This window comes from Novosphingobium sp. (assembly GCF_019748365.1).
Classification (GTDB): domain Bacteria; phylum Pseudomonadota; class Alphaproteobacteria; order Sphingomonadales; family Sphingomonadaceae; genus Novosphingobium.
Genome location: NZ_JAIEPN010000035.1, coordinates 58549 through 77126, shown reverse-complemented (window position 1 = coordinate 77126; position 18578 = coordinate 58549). Strand labels below are relative to the sequence as shown.

Here is an 18578-nt window from a genome sequence, read left to right as displayed (position 1 = left end):
CCATCATTCGGACCACAGGGAGCCTGCGATGAGCAGCACTGAGACCAGCGGCAGCGCGAGTGACCCCGGTCCGGTGCGCATCGTCGTGGCTGGCGGCGGCACGGCCGGGTGGATGGTAGCGGCAGCCTTCGGGCACTTCCTTGATACCGGCTTCACCGTCACGCTAGTCGAATCCGAAGAGATCGGCACAGTCGGCGTTGGCGAAGCAACGATCCCCCAGATCCGCATGTTCAACCAGGCGCTCGGCCTCGATGAAGATGCCTTTATCCGCGCGACGCAGGCGACCTTCAAGCTGGCGATCGAGTTCGTTGGCTGGGGCGCACCGGGCGAGCGCTACATGCACGCCTTCGGCGATGTCGGCCGCGATCTCGGGCTTTGCGCCTTCCATCACTACTGGTCGCGCGGCCGCCGTCTCGGCATTGCCGGCCCGCATGGCGATTATGCCATCAACGAAGTCGCCGCGCGCGCGGGGCGCATGCATCGCGGGGGGCCGCTTACCAGCCGCAATGTCCCCGAAATGCCGCATGCCTTCCACTTCGATGCGGGGCTCTATGCCGCTTTCCTGCGCCAGTTCGCGGAAAGCCGGGGTGTCACGCGCCGCGAAGGCAGGATCGGCGAGGTCCGGCAGGATCCGCTCAACGGCGACATCACATCGCTTGTCCTCGCCTCTGGTGAAGAGATTTCCGGCGACCTCTTCATCGATTGCACCGGTTTCCGCGGCCTCCTCATCGGCGGCACCATGGGCGCGGGTTATGTCGACTGGACCAACTGGCTGCCCTGCGACCGCGCGCTGGCGGTGCCGAGCGGGCGGGTGGAAGACTTCACGCCTTATACCCGCGCCACCGCGCACGCGGCAGGTTGGCAATGGCGCATTCCGCTGCAGCATCGCACCGGCAACGGCCGCGTCTATTGCAGCGCTTTCACCTCGGACGACGAGGCGGCGGAGAGCCTGCTCGCGCATCTCGATGCGCCCGCGCTGGCCGATCCACGCCCCATCCGCTTCACCACCGGACGCCGCACCGAGGCGTGGCGCGGAAACGTGATCGCGGTCGGCCTTTCCAGCGGCTTCCTCGAACCGCTGGAATCGACCAGCATTCACCTCATCCAGTCGGCCATCTCGCGCATCCTCAAGTTCCTCCCCGGCAAGGACCAGACGCAGGTCGCGCGCGACGAGTACAACCGTCAGTTCACGTTCGAGATGGAGCGCATCCGCGATTTCATCGTGCTGCACTACCACGTGAACCAGCGGCCCGAACCGTTCTGGCAGGCGTGCCGCGAAATGCCGCTGCCCGACAGCCTCGCCGAGCGGATCGAGCTGTTCCGCGCCAATGGCCACATCTTCCGCCATGGCGACGAGCTGTTCGGCGAAGTGGGCTGGTTCCAGGTTATGGCCGGGCAGGGCATCGTGCCCGAACGCAGCCATGCGCTGGCAGACACGATCGACGAGGCCGACCTCACGTCCTACCTCGAAACGCTGAACGCGCTCTATACCCGCGAGGTTGCGCGCTATCCCGGTCACGCCGATTTCATCGCGCGCCACTGCGCCGCGCCGTCGCTCAACCTGGGCGCTGCTGCATGAAGCGCTCGGCCCGCCTTGCCGCGCTGGCTGCGCTGGCACTGGCGAGTGCGCCGGCCCGCGCCGAGGTGCCGATCGAGGCCATTCGCGCGCGTCCGGCAGCGGGCGAGGTGATCTATTTTCTGCTGCCCGACCGGTTCGAGAACGGCGATACCGCCAATGATCGCGGGGGCCTCAAGGGCGATCGGCTCAAGACCGGCTTCGACCCCGCCACCAAGAGCTTTTACCACGGCGGCGATCTCAAGGGGCTGCTCCAGCGGCTCGATTACATCAAGGGCCTCGGCGCGACCGCGGTCTGGGTCGGCCCGGTGTTCCAGAACAAGCCGGTGCAAGGCGGCCCCGGGCTGGAGAGCGCGGGCTACCACGGCTACTGGATCACCGATTTCACCCGCGTCGATCCGCACTTCGGCTCCAATGCCGATTTCAAGGCGCTGGTCGATGCCGCCCATGCGCGCGGGCTCAAGGTCTACATGGACATCATTGCCAACCACACGGCGGACGTGATCCAGTACCGGGAGCAGGGCGGTCCGGTCCCCTATGCCTATCGCTCCCGCGCGGACTACCCTTATGCGCGCAAGGGCGGCACGGGCGGTCCGGCGATCAATCCCGGTTTTGCCGGCGATGAGGACTCCTCGCCCGCCAACTTCGCCAAGCTCACCGATCCCACGTTCGCTTACACGCCCTTCGTCCCCGCTGGCGAAGAGCGCGTGAAAGTACCCGCTTGGCTCAACGATCCCGCGTTCTACCACAACCGCGGCAACACCACCTTTACCGGCGAAAGCAGCCGTTTCGGTGATTTCGTCGGTCTGGATGACCTGTTCACCGAACACCCGCGCGTGCGCGAGGGCATGATCGCTATCTACAAGCAATGGATCGAGGATTTCGGCATCGACGGCTACCGGATCGACACGGCGCGCCATGTCGATCCCGGCTTCTGGCAGGCGTTCATTCCGCCTATGCTTGAAGCCGCCAAAGCCAGGGGCATCCCGAACTTCACGATCTTCGGCGAAGTCGCGCGGGAAGAGCCGAGCAACGGTTTCATTGCGCAGTACACCCGGCGCGATGGCTATCCGGCGGTGCTCGATTTCGCGTTCCAAGCCTCGGTCCGCGCGGTGCTGGGGCAGGGCAAGGGCACCAGCATGCTGGCTGACCTGTTCGACGGCGACGTGCTCTACGAAGGCGGCGAGCAGGCCGCGCTGGCCATGCCGACGTTCCTCGGCAATCACGACATGGGCCGCTTCTCCTCGCTGATCCGCCATGATCGCCCCGGCATCGGCCAGGCTGAACTTGAGGCGCGCGTCCGGCTCGCCCATGTCATGCTGCTCACCTTGCGCGGCTCGCCGGTGATCTACTACGGCGACGAGCAGGGCTTCGTCGGCGATGGCAACGATACCGACGCGCGCGAGGACATGTTCCCCTCGCAAACGCCGAGCTACCTCGACAATCCCGTTCTCGAAGCGACCCGCCCGGCTGCTGCGGATCACTTCGATCCCGCGCACCCCTTCTACCGGCTGATCCGTGATCTTGCGGCCCTGCGCGCCGCGCATCCCGCGCTGGCACGCGGACGGCAGGTGGTGCGCGGCTATGCCGAAACGCCCGGTCTGTTCAGCGTCTCGCGCTTCGATCCGGAAACCGGCGCCGAGTATCTCATCGCTTTCAACACCTCCGATGCGCCGATCCATGCTGCAAGCCTGGTCGGTGCCTCGGCGGAAAAGCTTGAAACGCTGTTCGGCGCCTGCCCCGCGCGCATTGCCGCACCGGGCAGCGTCATGCTCGATCTCCCCGCGTTCGGCAGCGCGGTGTGCCGCCTTCTCCCTTCCTCCCCAGGGACCCAGACGACCCGATGACCAAAGCGACCGCCAAGGCCCACCCCGTACCCGCCGCCCAGGAACTCCCGTGGTGGCGCGGTGCGGCCATCTACCAGATCTATCCGCGCAGCTTCTGCGATGCGAACGGCGACGGGATCGGCGATCTGCCGGGGATCACCGCGCGGCTCGATCATGTCGCCGCGCTGGGTGTCGATGCGATCTGGGTTTCGCCCTTCTTCACTTCGCCGATGCGCGATTTCGGCTATGACGTGGCGGATTACTGCGATGTCGATCCGATCTTCGGCACGCTGGCAGACTTCGACAGGATGGTCGCCCGCGCGCATGAGCTCGGCCTCAAGGTAACGATCGATCAGGTCTATGCCCATACCTCGGACCAGCATCCGTGGTTCGAGGAAAGCCGCCAGAGCCGCGACAACCCGCGCGCCGACTGGTACGTCTGGGCCGATCCGCAGGAGGATGGCTCGCCGCCCAGCAACTGGCAGTCGGTCTTCGGCGGCCCGGCGTGGACGTGGGATGCGCGTCGCTGCCAGTATTACCTTCACAATTTCCTCAGCAGCCAGCCGCAGATCAACGCGCACAACCCGGCAGTGCAGGAAGCGCTGCTGGGCGTGATGCAGTTCTGGCTCGACCGCGGCGTCGACGGTTTCCGCATCGATGCGCTCAATTTCCTGATGCACGACCCGGGCCTGCGCAACAATCCGCCCGCGCCCTATGATGGCCGCCGCCGCACCCGGCCGTTCGACTACCAGCTCAAGATCTACAACCAGTCTCACCCCGGCATCGTGGGCTTCATCGAGCGGCTGCGCAGCCTGTGCGACCGCTACGGCGCGGTGTTCACGCTCGCCGAAGTCGGTGGCGATCTCGCCGAGACCGAGATGCAGGAATTCACTGCCGGGGATGACCGCCTCAACAGCGCCTACGGCTTCGACTTCCTCTATGCCGACCGCCTGACGCCTCAGCTCGTGGCAGATACGCAGGCCAAATGGCCCGATACGCCGGGCAAGGGCTGGCCAAGCTGGGCCTTCGAGAACCACGACGCCCCCCGCGCGCTCTCGCGTTGGTGCGCACCGCAGGATGTCGAGGCCTTCGGGCGGATGAAGGCCATGCTGCTTGCCGCGCTGCGCGGTAACATCATCATTTATCAAGGCGAGGAACTCGGCCTGACGCAGGTCGATATTCCCTTCGAGCAGATTCAGGATCCCGAGGCGATCGCCAACTGGCCCCTCACTCTCTCGCGCGATGGCGCGCGCACCCCGCTGCCATGGCAGGCACAAGACGAGCAGGGCGGCTTCACCACCGGCCAGCCGTGGCTGCCGCTGGGGGATGACAACCACACCCGCGCGGTCGACCGGCAAGAGGCCGATCCCGCCTCACTGCTGCATCTGACGCGCGCGCTGCTCGCGCTGCGCAAGGCAAGCCCCGCGCTGCGCACCGGCGATTTCACTCTGCTGCATGCGGCAGGAAACGTGCTCGCGTTCCGTCGCACCGCCGGAGCTTCGCGCGTGCTCGGTGTGTTCAACATGGGGCACCACGCCGCGCCGTGGCCTGCCGCCGCATCGCCTACGGGCCGTGTTCTCAGCGCCGTAAATGGCGCCGCCCCCGGCACCCTGCCGCCATTCGGCGCCCTGCTGATCGAGGAATGACCAGACCGATGTTCCATCTGACCCGCAAGGCCGCGCTTGCGGCACTGGCCGCTGCCACGCTGCTCCCGCTCACCGCAGAGGCGCAGAACGCGCCGCAGAAGGCCGTTGTCACCGCCGCCTCGCCCGATGGCAGCCTCGTCCTCACCGTCACCACCGACAGCGCAGATCGTCCGGTCTACTCGCTCTCGCGCAAGGGCAAGTTGCTGATAGGCGCCTCCAAGCTCGGCTTCACGCTGACCGACGGGCTCAATCTGGTGCGCGGCTTCCGCATCACCGGTTCCGAAACCGCGAGCGCCGACAGCACCTGGGAACAGCCCTGGGGCGAGCGGCGCTTCGTGCGCGATCATCACAACGAAGTGCTCGTCCGCTTCGAGCAGAACGCGGACTATGCTGGCCGCCGCATGAACGTGCGCTTCCGCCTGTTCGATAACGGCTTTGGCTTCCGCTACGAGCTGCCCGAACAACCCGGCATCAAGACGCTGAAGATCGGCGACGAATGGACCGAGTTCGATGTCGCGCAGCCGGGCACCGCGTTCTGGGTCGCGGGGCTCGAGTGGAACCGCGAGGAGCAGATCTACCAGCGCACGCCGATCGATGCCGTCGCCACCGCGCAGACCCCGATCACCATGCGCCTCGATGATGGCACGCACCTCGCGTTCCACGAAGCCGCGCTGGTCGATTATGCGGCGATGTACTTCAAGCGCGCCGAAGGCCGGCTGTTCCGCTCGACGCTCGCGCCTTCCTCGCGCGGCGCCGCGGTGATCCGCGATCTGCCGTTCAACACCCCCTGGCGCACGATCCGCATTGCCGACAACGCAGCGGGCCTTGTCGAGAACGACCTCGAACTCAATCTCAACGAGCCCAACAAGATCGGCGATGTCAGCTGGTTCAAGCCGATGAAGTACATCGGCATCTGGTGGGGCATGATCCGCGGCGACTGGACATGGGCGGAAGGTCCGCGCCACGGCGCCACGACCGCGCGCGCGAAGCAGTACATCGATTTCGCCGCGAAGAACGGCTTTGGCGGGCTGCTCGTCGAAGGCTGGGACAAGGGCTGGAACGGTGACTGGTTCGGCCACGGGCAGGACTTCAGCTTCACCGAAGCGGTGCCCGATTTCGACCTCAAGGCGGTCGCCGCTTATGCCGCGAAGAACAAGGTCCAGCTGATCGGCCACAACGAGACCGGCGGGAATATCGCCAACTACGAAGCCCAGCTCGAACCGGCGATGAAGCTCTACCAGTCGCTCGGCATGCATTCGGTCAAGACCGGCTACGTGGCGGATGCGGGCGGGATCATTGCCCCCGGCGACAAGCCCGGCGAAGTGCGCATGGAATGGCACGAAGGCCAGCGTACCGTGCAGCACCACCTGAAGGTCGTCGAAACCGCCGCGAAGTATCAGGTCGCCATTGATGCGCACGAACCGGTCAAGGATACGGGCCTTCGCCGCACATACCCCAACTGGATCGACCGCGAAGGCGCGCGCGGCATGGAATACAATGCCTGGGGCGAGTTCGCCAACGGGCCGGACCACGAGCCCACGCTGGTCTATACCCGCATGCTTTCGGGGCCGATGGACTTCACCCCCGGCATGCTCAGCCTCGAAGGCGCAAACCACGTGCCGCTCGCCTCGACGCTCGCCAAGCAGCTCGGCCTCTACCTCGCGATCTACTCGCCGATCCAGATGGCCTCGGACTTCATCGAGAGCCTCGCCGCGCATCCGAAGGAGCTGGAATTCATCCGCGCCGTCCCCGCCGACTGGTCGGAAAGCCATCTGATCGCGGGCGAAGTAGGCGATTACGCGATCTTCGCGCGCAAGGACCGCAACAGTGAGGACTGGTATGTCGGCGGCGTCAACGATGCCACCGCGCGTGATCTCACGCTTGCGATGGACTTCCTCGATGCGGGCAAGACTTATACCGCGACGATCTGGAAGGACGGGGAAGGGGCGACTTACGCAACCGATGCCCGCCACAGGATCGCCTATGCGACGATGACGGTGAAGAAGGGCGACAAGCTTCCGCTATGGCTCGCCCCCGGCGGCGGTGCGGCGATCCGGCTCCATCGGGGCAAGTGACCGTGCGGCGCTTCCTCCTCCTGCTTGCCGCGCTGCTCCTGCCTGGGCTCGCGGCGGCGCAAGAGGATACCGGGCGGCGCATCGAGTATACCGAAGTGCAGGCGGCGGGCCTCCCGCCCCAGCGCCTCACCATCTGGCTGCCGCCGGGCTATGACGCGTCCGCCAAGCGCTATCCCGTCCTCTACATGCACGACGGGCACAATCTGTTCGACCTGAAGAACAGCAATTTCAACAAGATCTGGGCCGCCGACAAGGCGATGCTCAAGGTCATGGCGCAGGGGATCGAGCCCCGCATCATCGTCGGCATCTGGGCCCCTGGCAAGGACCGCTTCCGCCAGTATCTCCCGCGACCGGCCTATGATGCGGCGCCGCCCGCGCTCAAGGCGAAGATGGACGAGATCGCGGGCGGCCCTGTGATCTCGGACGCTTATCTCGCCTGGCTGGCAGGGCCGCTCAAGAGCTGGGTCGATGCCTCCTTCCGCACGCGCCCGGGCCGTGATGATACCGCCATCGCCGGCTCCAGCATGGGCGGCCTGATGAGCTGCTACGCCATCACCGCGCGCCCGGATGTCTATGGGCAGGCCGCCTGCGCCAGCTCGCACTGGCCGGCCATCGGCCCCGATACGGTGAAGGGCTACAATCCCGATACGCTCGCGGTGTGGACCGGCTTCTTCGACCGCACGCTCGGTGCGCCTGCAGGTCGGCGCATCTGGATGGACCACGGCACCGCCACGCTCGATGCCTTCTACGCGCCGTATCAGGAACCGATCGACGCCGAGTTCGTCAGGCTGGGCTGGCGGCGCGGCAGCGATTTCGAGAGCCGCGTCTACCCGGGCGCCGAGCACGAGGAAAACGCCTGGGCCGCGCGCCTGCCGGAGATCTTCGCCTGGCTCTTTCGGCGCTGACGCTTGTCCATTCCAACTTGCATACTTATGCGTGCTGAAGCCCAAGGCATTCGGGTCTAGGGAGCCTTCGGGCGCTTTCGTGAAGCAGCCCGGATGAGGAGTTTGCCATAGATGGCCGCCACCAGCTGTTCCGCCCTGCTCCTGTTTGGCGCGACCGGTGATCTGTCGCGGCGCATGCTGCTGCCCTCGCTCTATGCGCTGCACGAAGACGGCCTGATCGATCCCACCTTGCGCATCGTCGGCACCGCGCGCTCGGTCCATGATGACGCCGAGTTCCGCGAGATGGCGCGCGCGGCGCTGCTGGAGTTCCTGCCCGCCGACCGCCGCGACGATACGCGGCTGGCCAGCTTCCTCGAGCGGCTCGAATACCAGACGCTCGATGCCTCGAAGCCCGAAGGCTTTGCCGGGCTTGCCGAGAAGCTCGGCGATACCTCGTGCGGCCTCTCGATCTTCCTTTCGACCGCGCCCGCGCTGTTCGAGCCGACCATCGAGGGCCTGCGCCTCGCCGGCCTCGCCCATGAAGGCGTGCGCATCGGCCTCGAAAAGCCGCTCGGCAATGATCTCGCCTCCAGCCGCCGCATCAACGACGCGGTGGCGGCCGGTTTCAGCGAGCGGCAGATCTTCCGCATCGATCACTACCTCGGCAAGGAAACCGTCCAGAACCTCCTCGCCCTGCGCTTTGCCAACATGATGTTCGAGCCGCTGTGGAACAGCGCCGGGATCGATCACGTGCAGATCACCGTCAGCGAAACCGTGGGCCTCGAAGGCCGCAAGGGCTTCTACGACGATACCGGCGCGCTGCGCGATATGGTGCAGAACCATATGCTCCAGCTCGTCGCGCTCACCGCGATGGAGCCCCCGGTCGAGTTCGACGCCACCTCGATCCGCGACGAGAAGGTCAAGGTCCTGCGCGCGCTCCGCCCGGTCAAGGCCGAGGAAATGGTGCGCGGGCAATATGGCGCGGGTGCGGTGGGCGGCAGTGCAGTCACGGGTTATCTCGACGATCTCGGCGGCGCGTCAGACACCGAGACCTATGTCGCGATCAAGGCGCATGTCGACAACTGGCGCTGGCAGGGCGTGCCGTTCTATCTGCGACACGGCAAGCGGCTCGCCGAGCGGCGCAGCGAGATTGTCGTCCAGTTCAAGGGCGTGCCGCACAACATCTTCTCGCAGCGCGGCGGCAAGCTGGCGGCCAATCGCCTCGTCATCCGCCTCCAGCCCGAGGAATACGTCCGCCTCCAGGTCATGGCCAAGGAGCCGGGGCTCGATCGCGGCGGCGTGGTGCTGCGCGAGGTCAATCTCGATCTCTCGCTCACCACTGCCTTTGCCAAGGCGCGCCGCCGCATTGCCTATGAACGCCTGCTGCTCGATCTGATCGAGGGCGAGCAGACGCTGTTCGTCCGGCGGGACGAGGTCGAGGCGCAGTGGACCTGGGTCGATGCGATCCGCCGCGTCTGGGCCGATACCAAGCTTGAAGTGAAGCCCTATCCCGCCGGCAGCTGGGGGCCGAATGCCGGCATTGCTCTCACCGAGCGCGACGGGCGTAGCTGGCATGACTGAGGTCAGCTGGGCCGATCCCGGCGATGCCGCCGCAGTCGCCGCGCATATCGCCCGCGTGCTCGCTAATCCCGGCCCGAAGCGGCTCGCCTTCACCGGCGGTTCCACTCCTCTCAAGGTCTTCGCGCTGCTGGCGGAGCAGGAGCTCGACTGGACCGGCGCCACGATTGCGCTCACCGATGATCGCCGCGTGCCCGATGATCACCCCGCCAGCAACTTCGGCAAGCTCCATGCCGCGCTCGCCGGAACCGGCGCGGTGTTCGAGCGTCTGGAAGAGGGCGCACCGGTTCAGCCCTTCGATCTCGTCTGGCTCGGCATGGGCGAGGACGGCCATGTCGCCTCGCTGTTCCCGCACATGCACGCGCTGGTCCGCCCGGGCCCGACCGTGATCGCCACCACCCCGATCCCGCTGCCGCCCGAAGCGCCGTTCGACCGGCTGACGCTCAACAAGCGGGCGCTGAAGGCGACGAGCGAGATCATCCTTGTCGTCACCGGCGCCTCCAAGAAGGCGCTGATCGAGAAGGTCCTCGCCGGGTCCGACGCCTATCCTGTCTCCGATTTCCTGCGCGGCTACGGACCGCCTGTCACGATTTACTGGAGCGCCTGATGCCTCTCAATCCCATCGTCGCCAAGGTCACCGACCGTATCATAGCCCGCAGCGCCGCGACGCGCGCCGCTTATCTCGACCTGATCGCCCGCGCCCGCGATGCCGGGGTCAACCGCGATGTGCTGTCGTGCGGCAATCTCGCGCATGGCTTCGCCGCGGCGGGTGACGACAAGATCGCGCTGCGCACCGGCAAGAGCACCAATATCGGCGTGATCACCGCCTACAACGACATGCTCTCGGCGCATCAGCCCTATGGCCGCTACCCGGAGCAGATCAAGGTCTTCGCCCGCGAGGTCGGCGCCACTGCGCAAGTCGCCGGCGGTGTGCCCGCGATGTGCGACGGGGTGACGCAGGGCCAGGCCTCGATGGAGCTGTCCCTCTTCAGCCGCGACAATATTGCGATGGGTACCGCGGTCGGCCTCAGCCACGGCATGTACGAGGCGGCGCTGCTGCTCGGCATCTGCGACAAGATCGTGCCCGGCCTCCTCATCGGTTCGCTGCGCTTCGGCCACCTGCCTACGATCCTCGTGCCTGCTGGGCAGATGCAGACGGGCCTTGCCAACAAGGAAAAGCAGCGCATCCGCCAGCTCTATGCCGAGGGCAAGGCGACGCGCGAGGAACTGCTCGAAAGCGAGAGCGCAAGCTACCACAGCGCCGGCACCTGCACGTTCTATGGCACCGCCAATTCCAATCAGATGATGATGGAAATGATGGGCCTCCACATGCCCGGCGCCAGCTTCGTCAATCCCGGCACCAAGCTGCGGCAGGAACTGACCCGCGCCGCCGTCCACCGCGTTTCCGAAATCACGTGGGATGGCGAAGACTACCGCCCGCTGGGCCACTGCGTCGATGAAAAGGCCATCGTCAATGCGATCGTCGGCCTGCTCGCCACGGGCGGCTCGACCAACCATGTGATCCATCTTCCCGCGATCGCCCGCGCCGCCGGTGTGCAGATCGACTGGGACGATATGGACGAGCTTTCCCGCGCCGTGCCGCTGATCGCGAGCATCTACCCCAATGGCTCGGGCGATGTGAACGGTTTCGCCGAAGCGGGCGGCATGCCCTACGTGATCCGCGAGCTGATCGAGAATGGCCTCGCCCACGGCGATATCCGCACCGTTTATGGCGCGTCGCTGCTCGAAGGCGCCCAACAGCCGGTGCTCGATGGCGATACGCTGCGCTGGGATCCGGCGCCTGCCGAAACCCTCAATCCTGCGATGCTGCGACCGGTGGCCGATCCGTTCCAGCCTGAAGGTGGGCTGCGGCTCGTTCATGGCAATCTCGGCCGCGGCACGATCAAGGTCAGTGCGGTAGACCGCACCCGCTGGACCATCGAGGCACCGTGCCGCGTGTTCTCCGATCAGAACGATGTGCTCAAGGCGTTCAAGGCGGGCGAACTTGAACGCGATGTCGTCGTGGTCGTGCGCTTCCAGGGCCCGGCGGCCAATGGCATGCCCGAACTGCACAAGCTCACCCCGTCGCTCGGCGTGCTGCAGGACCGGGGTTTCCGCGTCGCGCTCGTCACTGATGGCCGCATGTCGGGCGCTTCGGGCAAGGTTCCCGCCGCGATCCATGTTTCGCCCGAGGCCAAGAAAGGCGGCGCGCTCGCGCTTCTCAAGGATGGCGATCTGGTGCGCGTCTGCGCGGAGAGCGGCGAACTCGTGGCGCTGGTGGACGAAGCCGAATGGGCCGCCCGCCAGCCCGCCGAAGCACCGGAAGAGGCGATCGGCGTCGGCCGCGAGCTTTTCGCCATGATGCGACATTTTGCCGATCCCGCCGAACGTGGCGGTTCGGCCATGCTGGCGCTGGGCGGGCTTTGAGCGCAGGATAGGCGAACCGGCACGACAAGCCGGACGCGAAGAGGGGGGACGAAGAACATGCAACTGGTCGCGGTCGATATCGGCGGAACGCACGCCCGCTTTGCACTGGCCGAAGTCGAGGCCGGGCGCGTTGTCTCGCTGGGGGAGGCGGTCACGCTCAAGACCGCCGACCACCCCAGCTTCCAGCTGGCCTGGGAAGAGTTTGCGCGCATCTCCGGCGGCACGCTGCCGCCGGCTGTGGCGATTGCCGTTGCGGGGCCGGTCGGCGGGGAGATCATCCGCTTCACCAACAACCCGTGGATTATCCGCCCCGGGCTGATCCCCGAGAAGCTGAGCGCGCCGGACTATGTCGTTGTCAACGACTTTGCCGCCGTGGCGCATGCGGTCGCGCAGGCAGACGATGCGCACTTCCTCCATCTCTGCGGCCCCGAAGTGCCGCTGCCGGAAGAAGGCACGATCAGCGTCGTCGGACCCGGCACCGGGCTGGGGGTTGCGCAGCTCTGGCGCCAGCGCGGCACTTATCATGTCCAGCCCACCGAAGGCGGCCACATCGATTACGCCCCGCTCGACAAGATCGAGGATGCCATCCTCGCCCGGCTGCGCGGGCGTCACCGCCGCGTCTCGGCAGAGCGCGTCGTGGCCGGCCCCGGAATCGTCGATATCTACGAAACGCTGGCCAGCATTGAAGGCCGCGCGATCACTTCGCTGACCGACAAGGAACTCTGGGCGCTCGGCACCAGCGGGGAAGACAGCCTTGCCGCCGCCGCCGTGGACCGCTTCTGTCTCTCGCTCGGCAGCGTGGCGGGCGATCTGGCGCTGGCCCACGGCGCGGGCGCGCTGGTCATGGCGGGCGGGCTTGGCCTGCGCATCAAGGATACGCTGGTGCGCTCGGGCTTTGCCGAACGCTTCACCTCGAAGGGCCGGTTCGAAAGCCTGATGGCGGCCATGCCGGTCAAGCTCATCACCCATCCCCAGCCGGGCCTGTTCGGGGCGGCAGCGGCCTTCGCGCAGGCGCATTCCTGATACCTGGGCTGAACCTTGGCGCTTTTGTGAGGACCGGCTGAACCCGCTTGCCAAGCAGGCAAGGCTGGCTTAGCCATGCCCTTAACCGAGCGATTAAGGGAAAGAGCGATGTCCTACGAAACGATCCGCGTCGAAATGGTCGGCAATGTCCGCCGCATCGTGCTCAACCGTCCGGAACGGCTCAACGCCTGCCCGCCCAACATGGCGGTCGAGATCGGCGATGCGCTCTATGATCTCGAAGGTGCGCGCGCGGTCGTGATCACCGGCGAAGGCCGCGCCTTCTGCTCGGGCGCGGATCTTGCCGCGACCGGCAAGCGCAGCGTGGCAGGCGGTGCTGGCAGCTACAAGGCGCTGACTGAGCATTACAACCCGATGATCGCCAAGCTCTCGCGTCTTGGCGTGCCGCTGGTCACCGCGGTCAATGGCCCTGCCGCCGGCGTCGGCTGCTCTATCGCGCTGATGGGCGATTTCGTGCTCGCGGCAAAGAGCGCCTACTTCCTGCAGGCCTTCGTCAACATCGGCCTCGTGCCCGATGGCGGCGCCAGCTGGGTTCTGCCGCGCCTGATCGGCAAGTCGCGCGCGCTGCAGATGATGATGCTGGGCGAGCGTATTGGCGCCGAGAAGGCCGAGGAATGGGGCATGATCTACAAGGCGGTCGACGACGGTGCGCTGATGGACGAAGCCATGGCGCTGGCCGAACGCCTCGCCAACGGGCCGACCGTGGCGCTCGGCGTGATGCGCCAGAACGTCGCCCGCGCGCTTGAAACCGATCTCCCCGCCGCGCTACTGATCGAAGCGGAAGGCCAGTGGAAGGCCGGCGACAGCGCCGACGCTGCCGAGGGCATCCGCGCCTTCCTCGAAAAGCGGAAAGCAGACTTCAAGGGTCAGTAATGCATCTCGAACACGATCCTGCAGCCCCAGCGGCAGATCTCATCGGCTTTGACGATTTCCTCAAGGTCGATATCCGCATGGGCACGATCGTGAGCGCCGAACCCTATCCCGAAGCGCGCAAGCCCAGCCTCAAGCTGGCGATCGACTTCGGGGCGGGGATCGGGGTCAAACGTTCGAGCGCACAGATCGCCGCGCTCTACACGCCGGAGGAGCTGATTGGCCGACAGGTCGCGGCCGTGGTCAATTTCCCGCCGCGCCAGATCGGCAAGTTCATGTCCGAAGTCCTGACGGTCGGCTTCCCGGACGAGGAAGGCCGCGTGGTCCTCTTCGCGCTGGACGGCAAGGTGCCCAACGGCGCCCGGCTGTTTTAACCCAGATGCCCGGCCAGACCATCTGGACCATCGGCTATGAACAGGCGACCGTGGCCGGGCTGATGGCCGCCCTTTCGCGCGCCGGGGTGGAAGTCCTCGCCGATGTGCGCGCACTCCCGCTCTCGCGGCGACCGGGCTTTTCCAAGACCGCGCTGGCCGGGGCCGCGCACGAAGCCGGGATCGAATATCGCCATTTCAAGGCGCTGGGCACGCCTGCCAATGGCCGCGCGGCGGCACGGCGCGGCGATCACGCGGCGCTTTCCAGCATCTATGCCGCGCAGCTCGAACTGCCCGAGGCGATTGCAGCCGGTGCGGTGCTGGCCGAGCTGGCTTCCGAGCGCAAGGTTGCTCTGCTGTGCTACGAGCGCGCCGCCGCCGAATGCCACCGCACTTTGCTGCGCGAGGCGGTCCTGCCGGGGTTTGAAGCCGTCGATCTGCTGCCGGACGATCCGTCCTAGCCGCGCGCCAATTCCCCATCGAGAAACGCGGCGACGTCCGCCAGATCGACGTCCTTGGCGAGGAATGTCTGCCCGATCCCGCGCATCAGCAGGAAGGGCAGGGTGCCCGCGTCCATCTTCTTGTCGTGGAGCATATGCGCCTTGAGCCGCGCGCCATCACACGCAAGGCCCAGCGCGCCAAGCGATGACGGCAGGCCTGCTGCGCCGATGTGCGCTGCCACCCGCTGCGCATCCTGCCCGCTCATCAGCCCGATCCGCGCCGAATAGCGCGCCGCCAGCACCATGCCGAGCGCGACCCCCTCACCGTGGAGCAGCCGGTCCGAAAAGCCCGTCTCGGCCTCCAGCGCATGGCCGAAGGTATGGCCCAGATTGAGCAGCGCGCGCACGCCCAGCGTTTCCTTTTCGTCCGCCGCCACGATCCGCGCCTTGGCCGCAACGCTCTTGGCAATCGCATGCTCGCGCGCCCTGGCACCGCCTGCAAGCAGCGCCGGGCCATGCGCCTCGCACCAGTAGAAGAATTCGGCATCGTCGATCAGGCCGTATTTCACGACTTCGGCATAGCCCGCGCGCGTCTCTCGCAGCGGAAGTGTATCGAGCGCCAGCGGATCAGCCAGCACCAGCACCGGCTGATGGAATGCGCCAACGAGGTTCTTGCCCGCCGAGGTGTTGATCGCGGTCTTCCCGCCCACGCTCGAATCGACCTGCGCCAGCAAGGTCGTCGGCATCTGGATGAAACCGCAGCCGCGCTTGACCATCGATGCGGCAAAGCCCGTCAGGTCCCCGATCACTCCGCCGCCCAGCGCGATCACGCTGTCCTTGCGTTCCACGCCCTGCTCGAGCAGCCATTCGGCGGTGCGGGCGAGGAACTCCCAGCTCTTGGTGCTCTCGCCTGCGGGCAGCACCAGCCATTCACTGGCGATGCCGGCCGCAAGCAGCGAACCCGCCACAGTTTCGCGCCATGCCGCGGCCACGCGCTCGTCGGTCACGACCGCAACCTTGCCGCCGCGAATGAACGGCCGGCAATGGGTGCCCGCCGCCGCCAGCAATCCGGCTTCGATCCGCACCTCATAAGGCGCGCCGGCGATATTGACGGGGATCACAGCCATGCGTCGATTGCCTTCAGGATGGTGAGCGCGGTGGCCTGATGGGGCTGGTTGCCGCTCTTCACATGGATCGGCGCTTCGGCATAGGCGGGGCCGCGCTCGGCCTTGAGCTTTGCCAGAATCTCGCGCGGGTTGCCGTTCTTCAGCAGCGGGCGATTGCTCTTGCGCCCAACCCGCATCACCAGCGTGTCAAGGTCGCTGTCGAGCCACACCGCAATCGCGCGCTGCAGGATCAGCGCGCGTGTTTCGGGATCGACAAAGGCGCCGCCGCCCGTCGCCAGCACCCGGCGCACCGGGGCGCCGTCCTCGCCCACCAGCCGCGCGATCACCCGGCGTTCGCCGCTGCGGAAGTAGGGCTCGCCAAACTGCGCGAAGATCTCCGGGATGGACATCTGCGCCGCCTTTTCGATTTCCTCGTCGGCGTCGCAGAACGGCACGTTCAGCATGGTGGCGAGCTTGCGCCCCACTGTTGTCTTGCCCACGCCCATCATGCCGACCAGCACGATCGGCCGATCGATGCGGGCGGCCAGCCGCTGGACCGCGGCGGCTGAGAAGGCGGGGTCGTCGTGCTCCATTGCCGCGCCGCCTATAGTTGCGCTAGGGCCGAGCGCAAGGGTTGTGCAAGAGCTGCGGCGAAGCCCCGGAAGCGGGCGAGGTCAGCGGCCGCAGGAGCGTGTTTGGTGAAAGCTCGAATTCTGGCATTGGGCGGCCTCTTGGTGGTGGTGGCGATAGTGGCATTGGCATGGATCATGGGTGATACGCAGCCGACACGCTGGATCGAGACGCCTGTCGCGGCGCCGAGCGCGCAGGCCGCTTCATGAACCTGCGCCGCATTCGCCTTGCCGCGCTGAGCTGCGCCGCCATCGGTGCGCTATCGGCGCTGGCCGTAACCGCGCAGGAATCGCTGCTTCCACCGGGTTTTGACGACAAGCCGGCCGCTCCGGTCCGCAAGCCGCAGACGCCGCCACGACCTGGCGCCATCAGCGCGCCCGCACCGGCCCGTTCGGGCACGCCCGCCGTGGTCACCGTGCAGCGCCCGGCATCCTCGCCCACACCGCAGGCTGTTGCCGTGCCGACGGTCCAGCCGGTCCCCGGCAATCCCGCGCCAGCGGCCGCCGCGCCGGCCGCAGCCGCCGATGGGCTTGCCGATATCGATCCGGCGCTCGTCGACCAGTTGATCGCCAGTGCCAAGCCGCGGGCGGACATCCCGCCCCAGGCGCAGCGCAGCCTTTCGCGCGTCGGTTTCTTCGATCAGGCCGATGGCGGCTTCCCTGCGGTCTCCAGCCACTATCTGAACGGCCCCTTCGTCGCCGGGCTGCTCAGCAGGATGGGCGGCGATCTTGTCTCGCGCTGGGGCCACATCATGCTCCGCCGTGCCCTTGCCAGCCGTCTCGATACGCCCGTCGGCATGAACGGCGCGGACTGGGCGGCGCTGCGGGCGCAGGTGCTCCTCCGCATGGGAGAGGCCGACGCAGCGCGCGCCATGGTGCAGGAAGTCGACAGCGGCTTCTATACGAAGACGCTCGAGGACGCGGCGATGGGCAGCTTCCTCGCGACGGCCGATCCGGTCGGCCTCTGCCCGATCACTGCGCTTACCGCCGCTGGTCGGCCGGGGTGGGACTGGACGCTGACCCGCGCGATCTGCACCGCGTTCACCGGCGGGGAAGGCGCGCCCGCGCTCGCCGTGCTCGATAACGCCATGCGCAAGGGCGTCGCGCCCAAGATCGATATCCTCCTCGCCCAGAAGTTCGCGGGTGCCGCCAGCCAGGGCCACCGCGCGGTGAAGATCGAGTGGGCCGGGGTGGATGGCCTCACGCCGTGGCGCACGGGCCTCGCGCTCGCCACCGGCCTCGAACCGCCCGAAGCGCTGCGCAAGCAGGCGGGCGCCGCCTATGCCGTGCTGGCGGTGCGCGCGCCGATGCTCCCGCTCACCGCGCGCGCCGAAGCGGCCGATATCGCGGCCGAGCGCGGCATTCTCTCGTCCGCCGCGATGGTCGATCTCTACAGCGAGATCCACGCGCTGGACGAGCCCGATCGCACCTGGGGCCCGCTCGCCGATACGCTGCGCAGCGCCTATCTCGCTGCCGATGTGGCGGACCGGCTCTCGGCCATCCGCAGCCTGTGGGGCGATGCCAGCGATCCGGACCGCGCCTATTCGCGCCTTGTGCTAACCGCCTATGCCACCGCGCGCATTACGCCCGATGCCAATCTCTCGGGCGATGCCAAGGCGCTGATCGCCTCGATGCTCACCGCCGGGCTTGATCGCAATGCGGCGCGCTGGGCGAGCATGGTGCCTGCGGGCAGCGAGGCCTGGGGCCTGATCGCGCTCGCCGCACCCGCCAAGTCTGCCCCGATCAGCGCCGATACGCTCGGCACCTTCCAGTCGGGCGATACCAGCACCGGCGGCCTGCGCTCGCGCTTTCTCCTTGCGGGGCTGATGGGCCTCGGCCGGGTCGATCCCGCCACCGCGCGCCGCGTCGCGGGCGATCTCAAGCTGGACCTCGCACGCCAGACGCGCTGGACACAGGCCATCGATGCCGCAGCCGCATCGGAGAATCCCGTGCTGGTCGCCCTGCTCGCCGGGTTCGGCATGCAAGGCAGCGGGTGGGACAAGATGACCCCGCTGCACCTCTACCACATCGTCGCCGCGCTGCGCCGGGCCGGGCTTGAGGGCGAGGCGCGGATGATCGCGGCGGAGGCCGTGGCGCGGGTCTGACGGG

Annotated in this window: 16 protein-coding genes; 14 read left to right on the top strand and 2 right to left on the bottom strand. The window is 67.2% G+C overall.

Features of this window, described 5'->3' with window-relative positions:
* Window positions 1-28 precede the first annotated feature (28 nt).
* From K5Q19_RS05195 to K5Q19_RS05140, 12 genes are all read left to right on the top strand, one after another.
* Window positions 29-1579 carry a tryptophan halogenase family protein gene (locus K5Q19_RS05195; protein WP_292941900.1) on the top strand — a complete coding sequence of 517 codons (1551 nt, stop codon included), beginning with the start codon at window positions 29-31 and terminating at the stop codon, window positions 1577-1579.
* The gene (locus K5Q19_RS05190) at window positions 1576-3423 is read left to right on the top strand and encodes an alpha-amylase family glycosyl hydrolase (protein ID WP_292941898.1); all 1848 of its coding nucleotides are present in this window, start codon (window positions 1576-1578) and stop codon (window positions 3421-3423) included. The genes K5Q19_RS05195 and K5Q19_RS05190 overlap by 4 nt, the downstream gene beginning before the upstream one ends.
* Entirely contained in the window at window positions 3420-5048 is a 1629-nt protein-coding gene (locus K5Q19_RS05185; RefSeq protein WP_292941896.1) for an alpha-glucosidase, read from the top strand. The genes K5Q19_RS05190 and K5Q19_RS05185 overlap by 4 nt, the downstream gene beginning before the upstream one ends.
* Window positions 5049-5056: 8 nt before the next feature.
* Window positions 5057-7123 (top strand): glycoside hydrolase family 97 protein, encoded by a 2067-nt coding sequence (locus K5Q19_RS05180; RefSeq protein WP_292941894.1) that lies wholly within the window; start codon window positions 5057-5059, stop codon window positions 7121-7123.
* 2 nt (window positions 7124-7125) lie between these two features.
* A complete protein-coding gene (locus K5Q19_RS05175) occupies window positions 7126-8028 on the top strand; it encodes an alpha/beta hydrolase-fold protein (protein ID WP_292941892.1) in 903 nt (300 codons plus the stop codon).
* Between the two features lie 111 nt (window positions 8029-8139).
* Entirely contained in the window at window positions 8140-9588 is a 1449-nt protein-coding gene (gene zwf, locus K5Q19_RS05170) for a glucose-6-phosphate dehydrogenase (protein WP_292941890.1), read from the top strand.
* Window positions 9581-10192, top strand: a complete 612-nt coding sequence (locus tag K5Q19_RS05165) for a 6-phosphogluconolactonase (protein ID WP_292941888.1) — start codon at window positions 9581-9583, stop codon at window positions 10190-10192. Before zwf ends, K5Q19_RS05165 begins: the two co-directional genes overlap by 8 nt.
* A complete protein-coding gene (edd, locus tag K5Q19_RS05160; protein WP_292941886.1) occupies window positions 10192-12012 on the top strand; it encodes a phosphogluconate dehydratase in 1821 nt (606 codons plus the stop codon). Before K5Q19_RS05165 ends, edd begins: the two co-directional genes overlap by 1 nt.
* Window positions 12013-12069: 57 nt before the next feature.
* A complete protein-coding gene (locus tag K5Q19_RS05155; protein ID WP_292941884.1) occupies window positions 12070-13035 on the top strand; it encodes a glucokinase in 966 nt (321 codons plus the stop codon).
* Window positions 13036-13143: 108 nt separating this feature from the next.
* Window positions 13144-13926 carry an enoyl-CoA hydratase-related protein gene (locus K5Q19_RS05150; protein WP_292941882.1) on the top strand — a complete coding sequence of 261 codons (783 nt, stop codon included), beginning with the start codon at window positions 13144-13146 and terminating at the stop codon, window positions 13924-13926.
* Complete coding sequence (locus tag K5Q19_RS05145) at window positions 13926-14297, top strand: tRNA-binding protein (protein ID WP_292941880.1); 372 nt, start codon at window positions 13926-13928, stop codon at window positions 14295-14297. Before K5Q19_RS05150 ends, K5Q19_RS05145 begins: the two co-directional genes overlap by 1 nt.
* Before the next feature lie 5 nt (window positions 14298-14302).
* Window positions 14303-14755, top strand: coding sequence for a DUF488 domain-containing protein (locus K5Q19_RS05140; RefSeq protein WP_292941878.1), 453 nt, complete (start codon window positions 14303-14305; stop codon window positions 14753-14755).
* Here K5Q19_RS05140 and aroB read toward each other — a convergent pair.
* The gene (aroB, locus tag K5Q19_RS05135; RefSeq protein ID WP_292941876.1) at window positions 14752-15861 is read right to left on the bottom strand and encodes a 3-dehydroquinate synthase; all 1110 of its coding nucleotides are present in this window, start codon (window positions 15859-15861) and stop codon (window positions 14752-14754) included. The two genes, K5Q19_RS05140 and aroB, sit on opposite strands and share 4 nt — an antisense overlap.
* On the bottom strand, window positions 15852-16433 hold the full coding sequence (locus K5Q19_RS05130) for a shikimate kinase (protein ID WP_292941874.1): 582 nt from the start codon (window positions 16431-16433) through the stop codon (window positions 15852-15854). The genes aroB and K5Q19_RS05130 overlap by 10 nt, the downstream gene beginning before the upstream one ends.
* A 105-nt stretch (window positions 16434-16538) precedes the next feature.
* On the opposite strand from K5Q19_RS05130, the gene K5Q19_RS05125 reads away from it, so the two are divergent.
* A complete protein-coding gene (locus K5Q19_RS05125; protein ID WP_292941872.1) occupies window positions 16539-16679 on the top strand; it encodes a hypothetical protein in 141 nt (46 codons plus the stop codon).
* Window positions 16676-18574 carry a hypothetical protein gene (locus K5Q19_RS05120; RefSeq protein ID WP_292941870.1) on the top strand — a complete coding sequence of 633 codons (1899 nt, stop codon included), beginning with the start codon at window positions 16676-16678 and terminating at the stop codon, window positions 18572-18574. The genes K5Q19_RS05125 and K5Q19_RS05120 overlap by 4 nt, the downstream gene beginning before the upstream one ends.
* Window positions 18575-18578: the final 4 nt, after the last annotated feature.

Coding starts and splice junctions, on each gene's coding strand:
- K5Q19_RS05165 (WP_292941888.1), top strand. CDS start 9,581: ATGACTGAGGTCAGCTGGGCCGATCCCGGCGATGCCGCCGCAGTCGCC.
- zwf (WP_292941890.1), top strand. CDS start 8,140: ATGGCCGCCACCAGCTGTTCCGCCCTGCTCCTGTTTGGCGCGACCGGT.
- edd (WP_292941886.1), top strand. CDS start 10,192: ATGCCTCTCAATCCCATCGTCGCCAAGGTCACCGACCGTATCATAGCC.
- K5Q19_RS05195 (WP_292941900.1), top strand. CDS start 29: ATGAGCAGCACTGAGACCAGCGGCAGCGCGAGTGACCCCGGTCCGGTG.
- K5Q19_RS05180 (WP_292941894.1), top strand. CDS start 5,057: ATGTTCCATCTGACCCGCAAGGCCGCGCTTGCGGCACTGGCCGCTGCC.
- K5Q19_RS05130 (WP_292941874.1), bottom strand. CDS start 16,433: ATGGAGCACGACGACCCCGCCTTCTCAGCCGCCGCGGTCCAGCGGCTG.
- aroB (WP_292941876.1), bottom strand. CDS start 15,861: ATGGCTGTGATCCCCGTCAATATCGCCGGCGCGCCTTATGAGGTGCGG.
- K5Q19_RS05185 (WP_292941896.1), top strand. CDS start 3,420: ATGACCAAAGCGACCGCCAAGGCCCACCCCGTACCCGCCGCCCAGGAA.
- K5Q19_RS05120 (WP_292941870.1), top strand. CDS start 16,676: ATGAACCTGCGCCGCATTCGCCTTGCCGCGCTGAGCTGCGCCGCCATC.
- K5Q19_RS05150 (WP_292941882.1), top strand. CDS start 13,144: ATGTCCTACGAAACGATCCGCGTCGAAATGGTCGGCAATGTCCGCCGC.
- K5Q19_RS05155 (WP_292941884.1), top strand. CDS start 12,070: ATGCAACTGGTCGCGGTCGATATCGGCGGAACGCACGCCCGCTTTGCA.
- K5Q19_RS05190 (WP_292941898.1), top strand. CDS start 1,576: ATGAAGCGCTCGGCCCGCCTTGCCGCGCTGGCTGCGCTGGCACTGGCG.
- K5Q19_RS05140 (WP_292941878.1), top strand. CDS start 14,303: ATGCCCGGCCAGACCATCTGGACCATCGGCTATGAACAGGCGACCGTG.
- K5Q19_RS05145 (WP_292941880.1), top strand. CDS start 13,926: ATGCATCTCGAACACGATCCTGCAGCCCCAGCGGCAGATCTCATCGGC.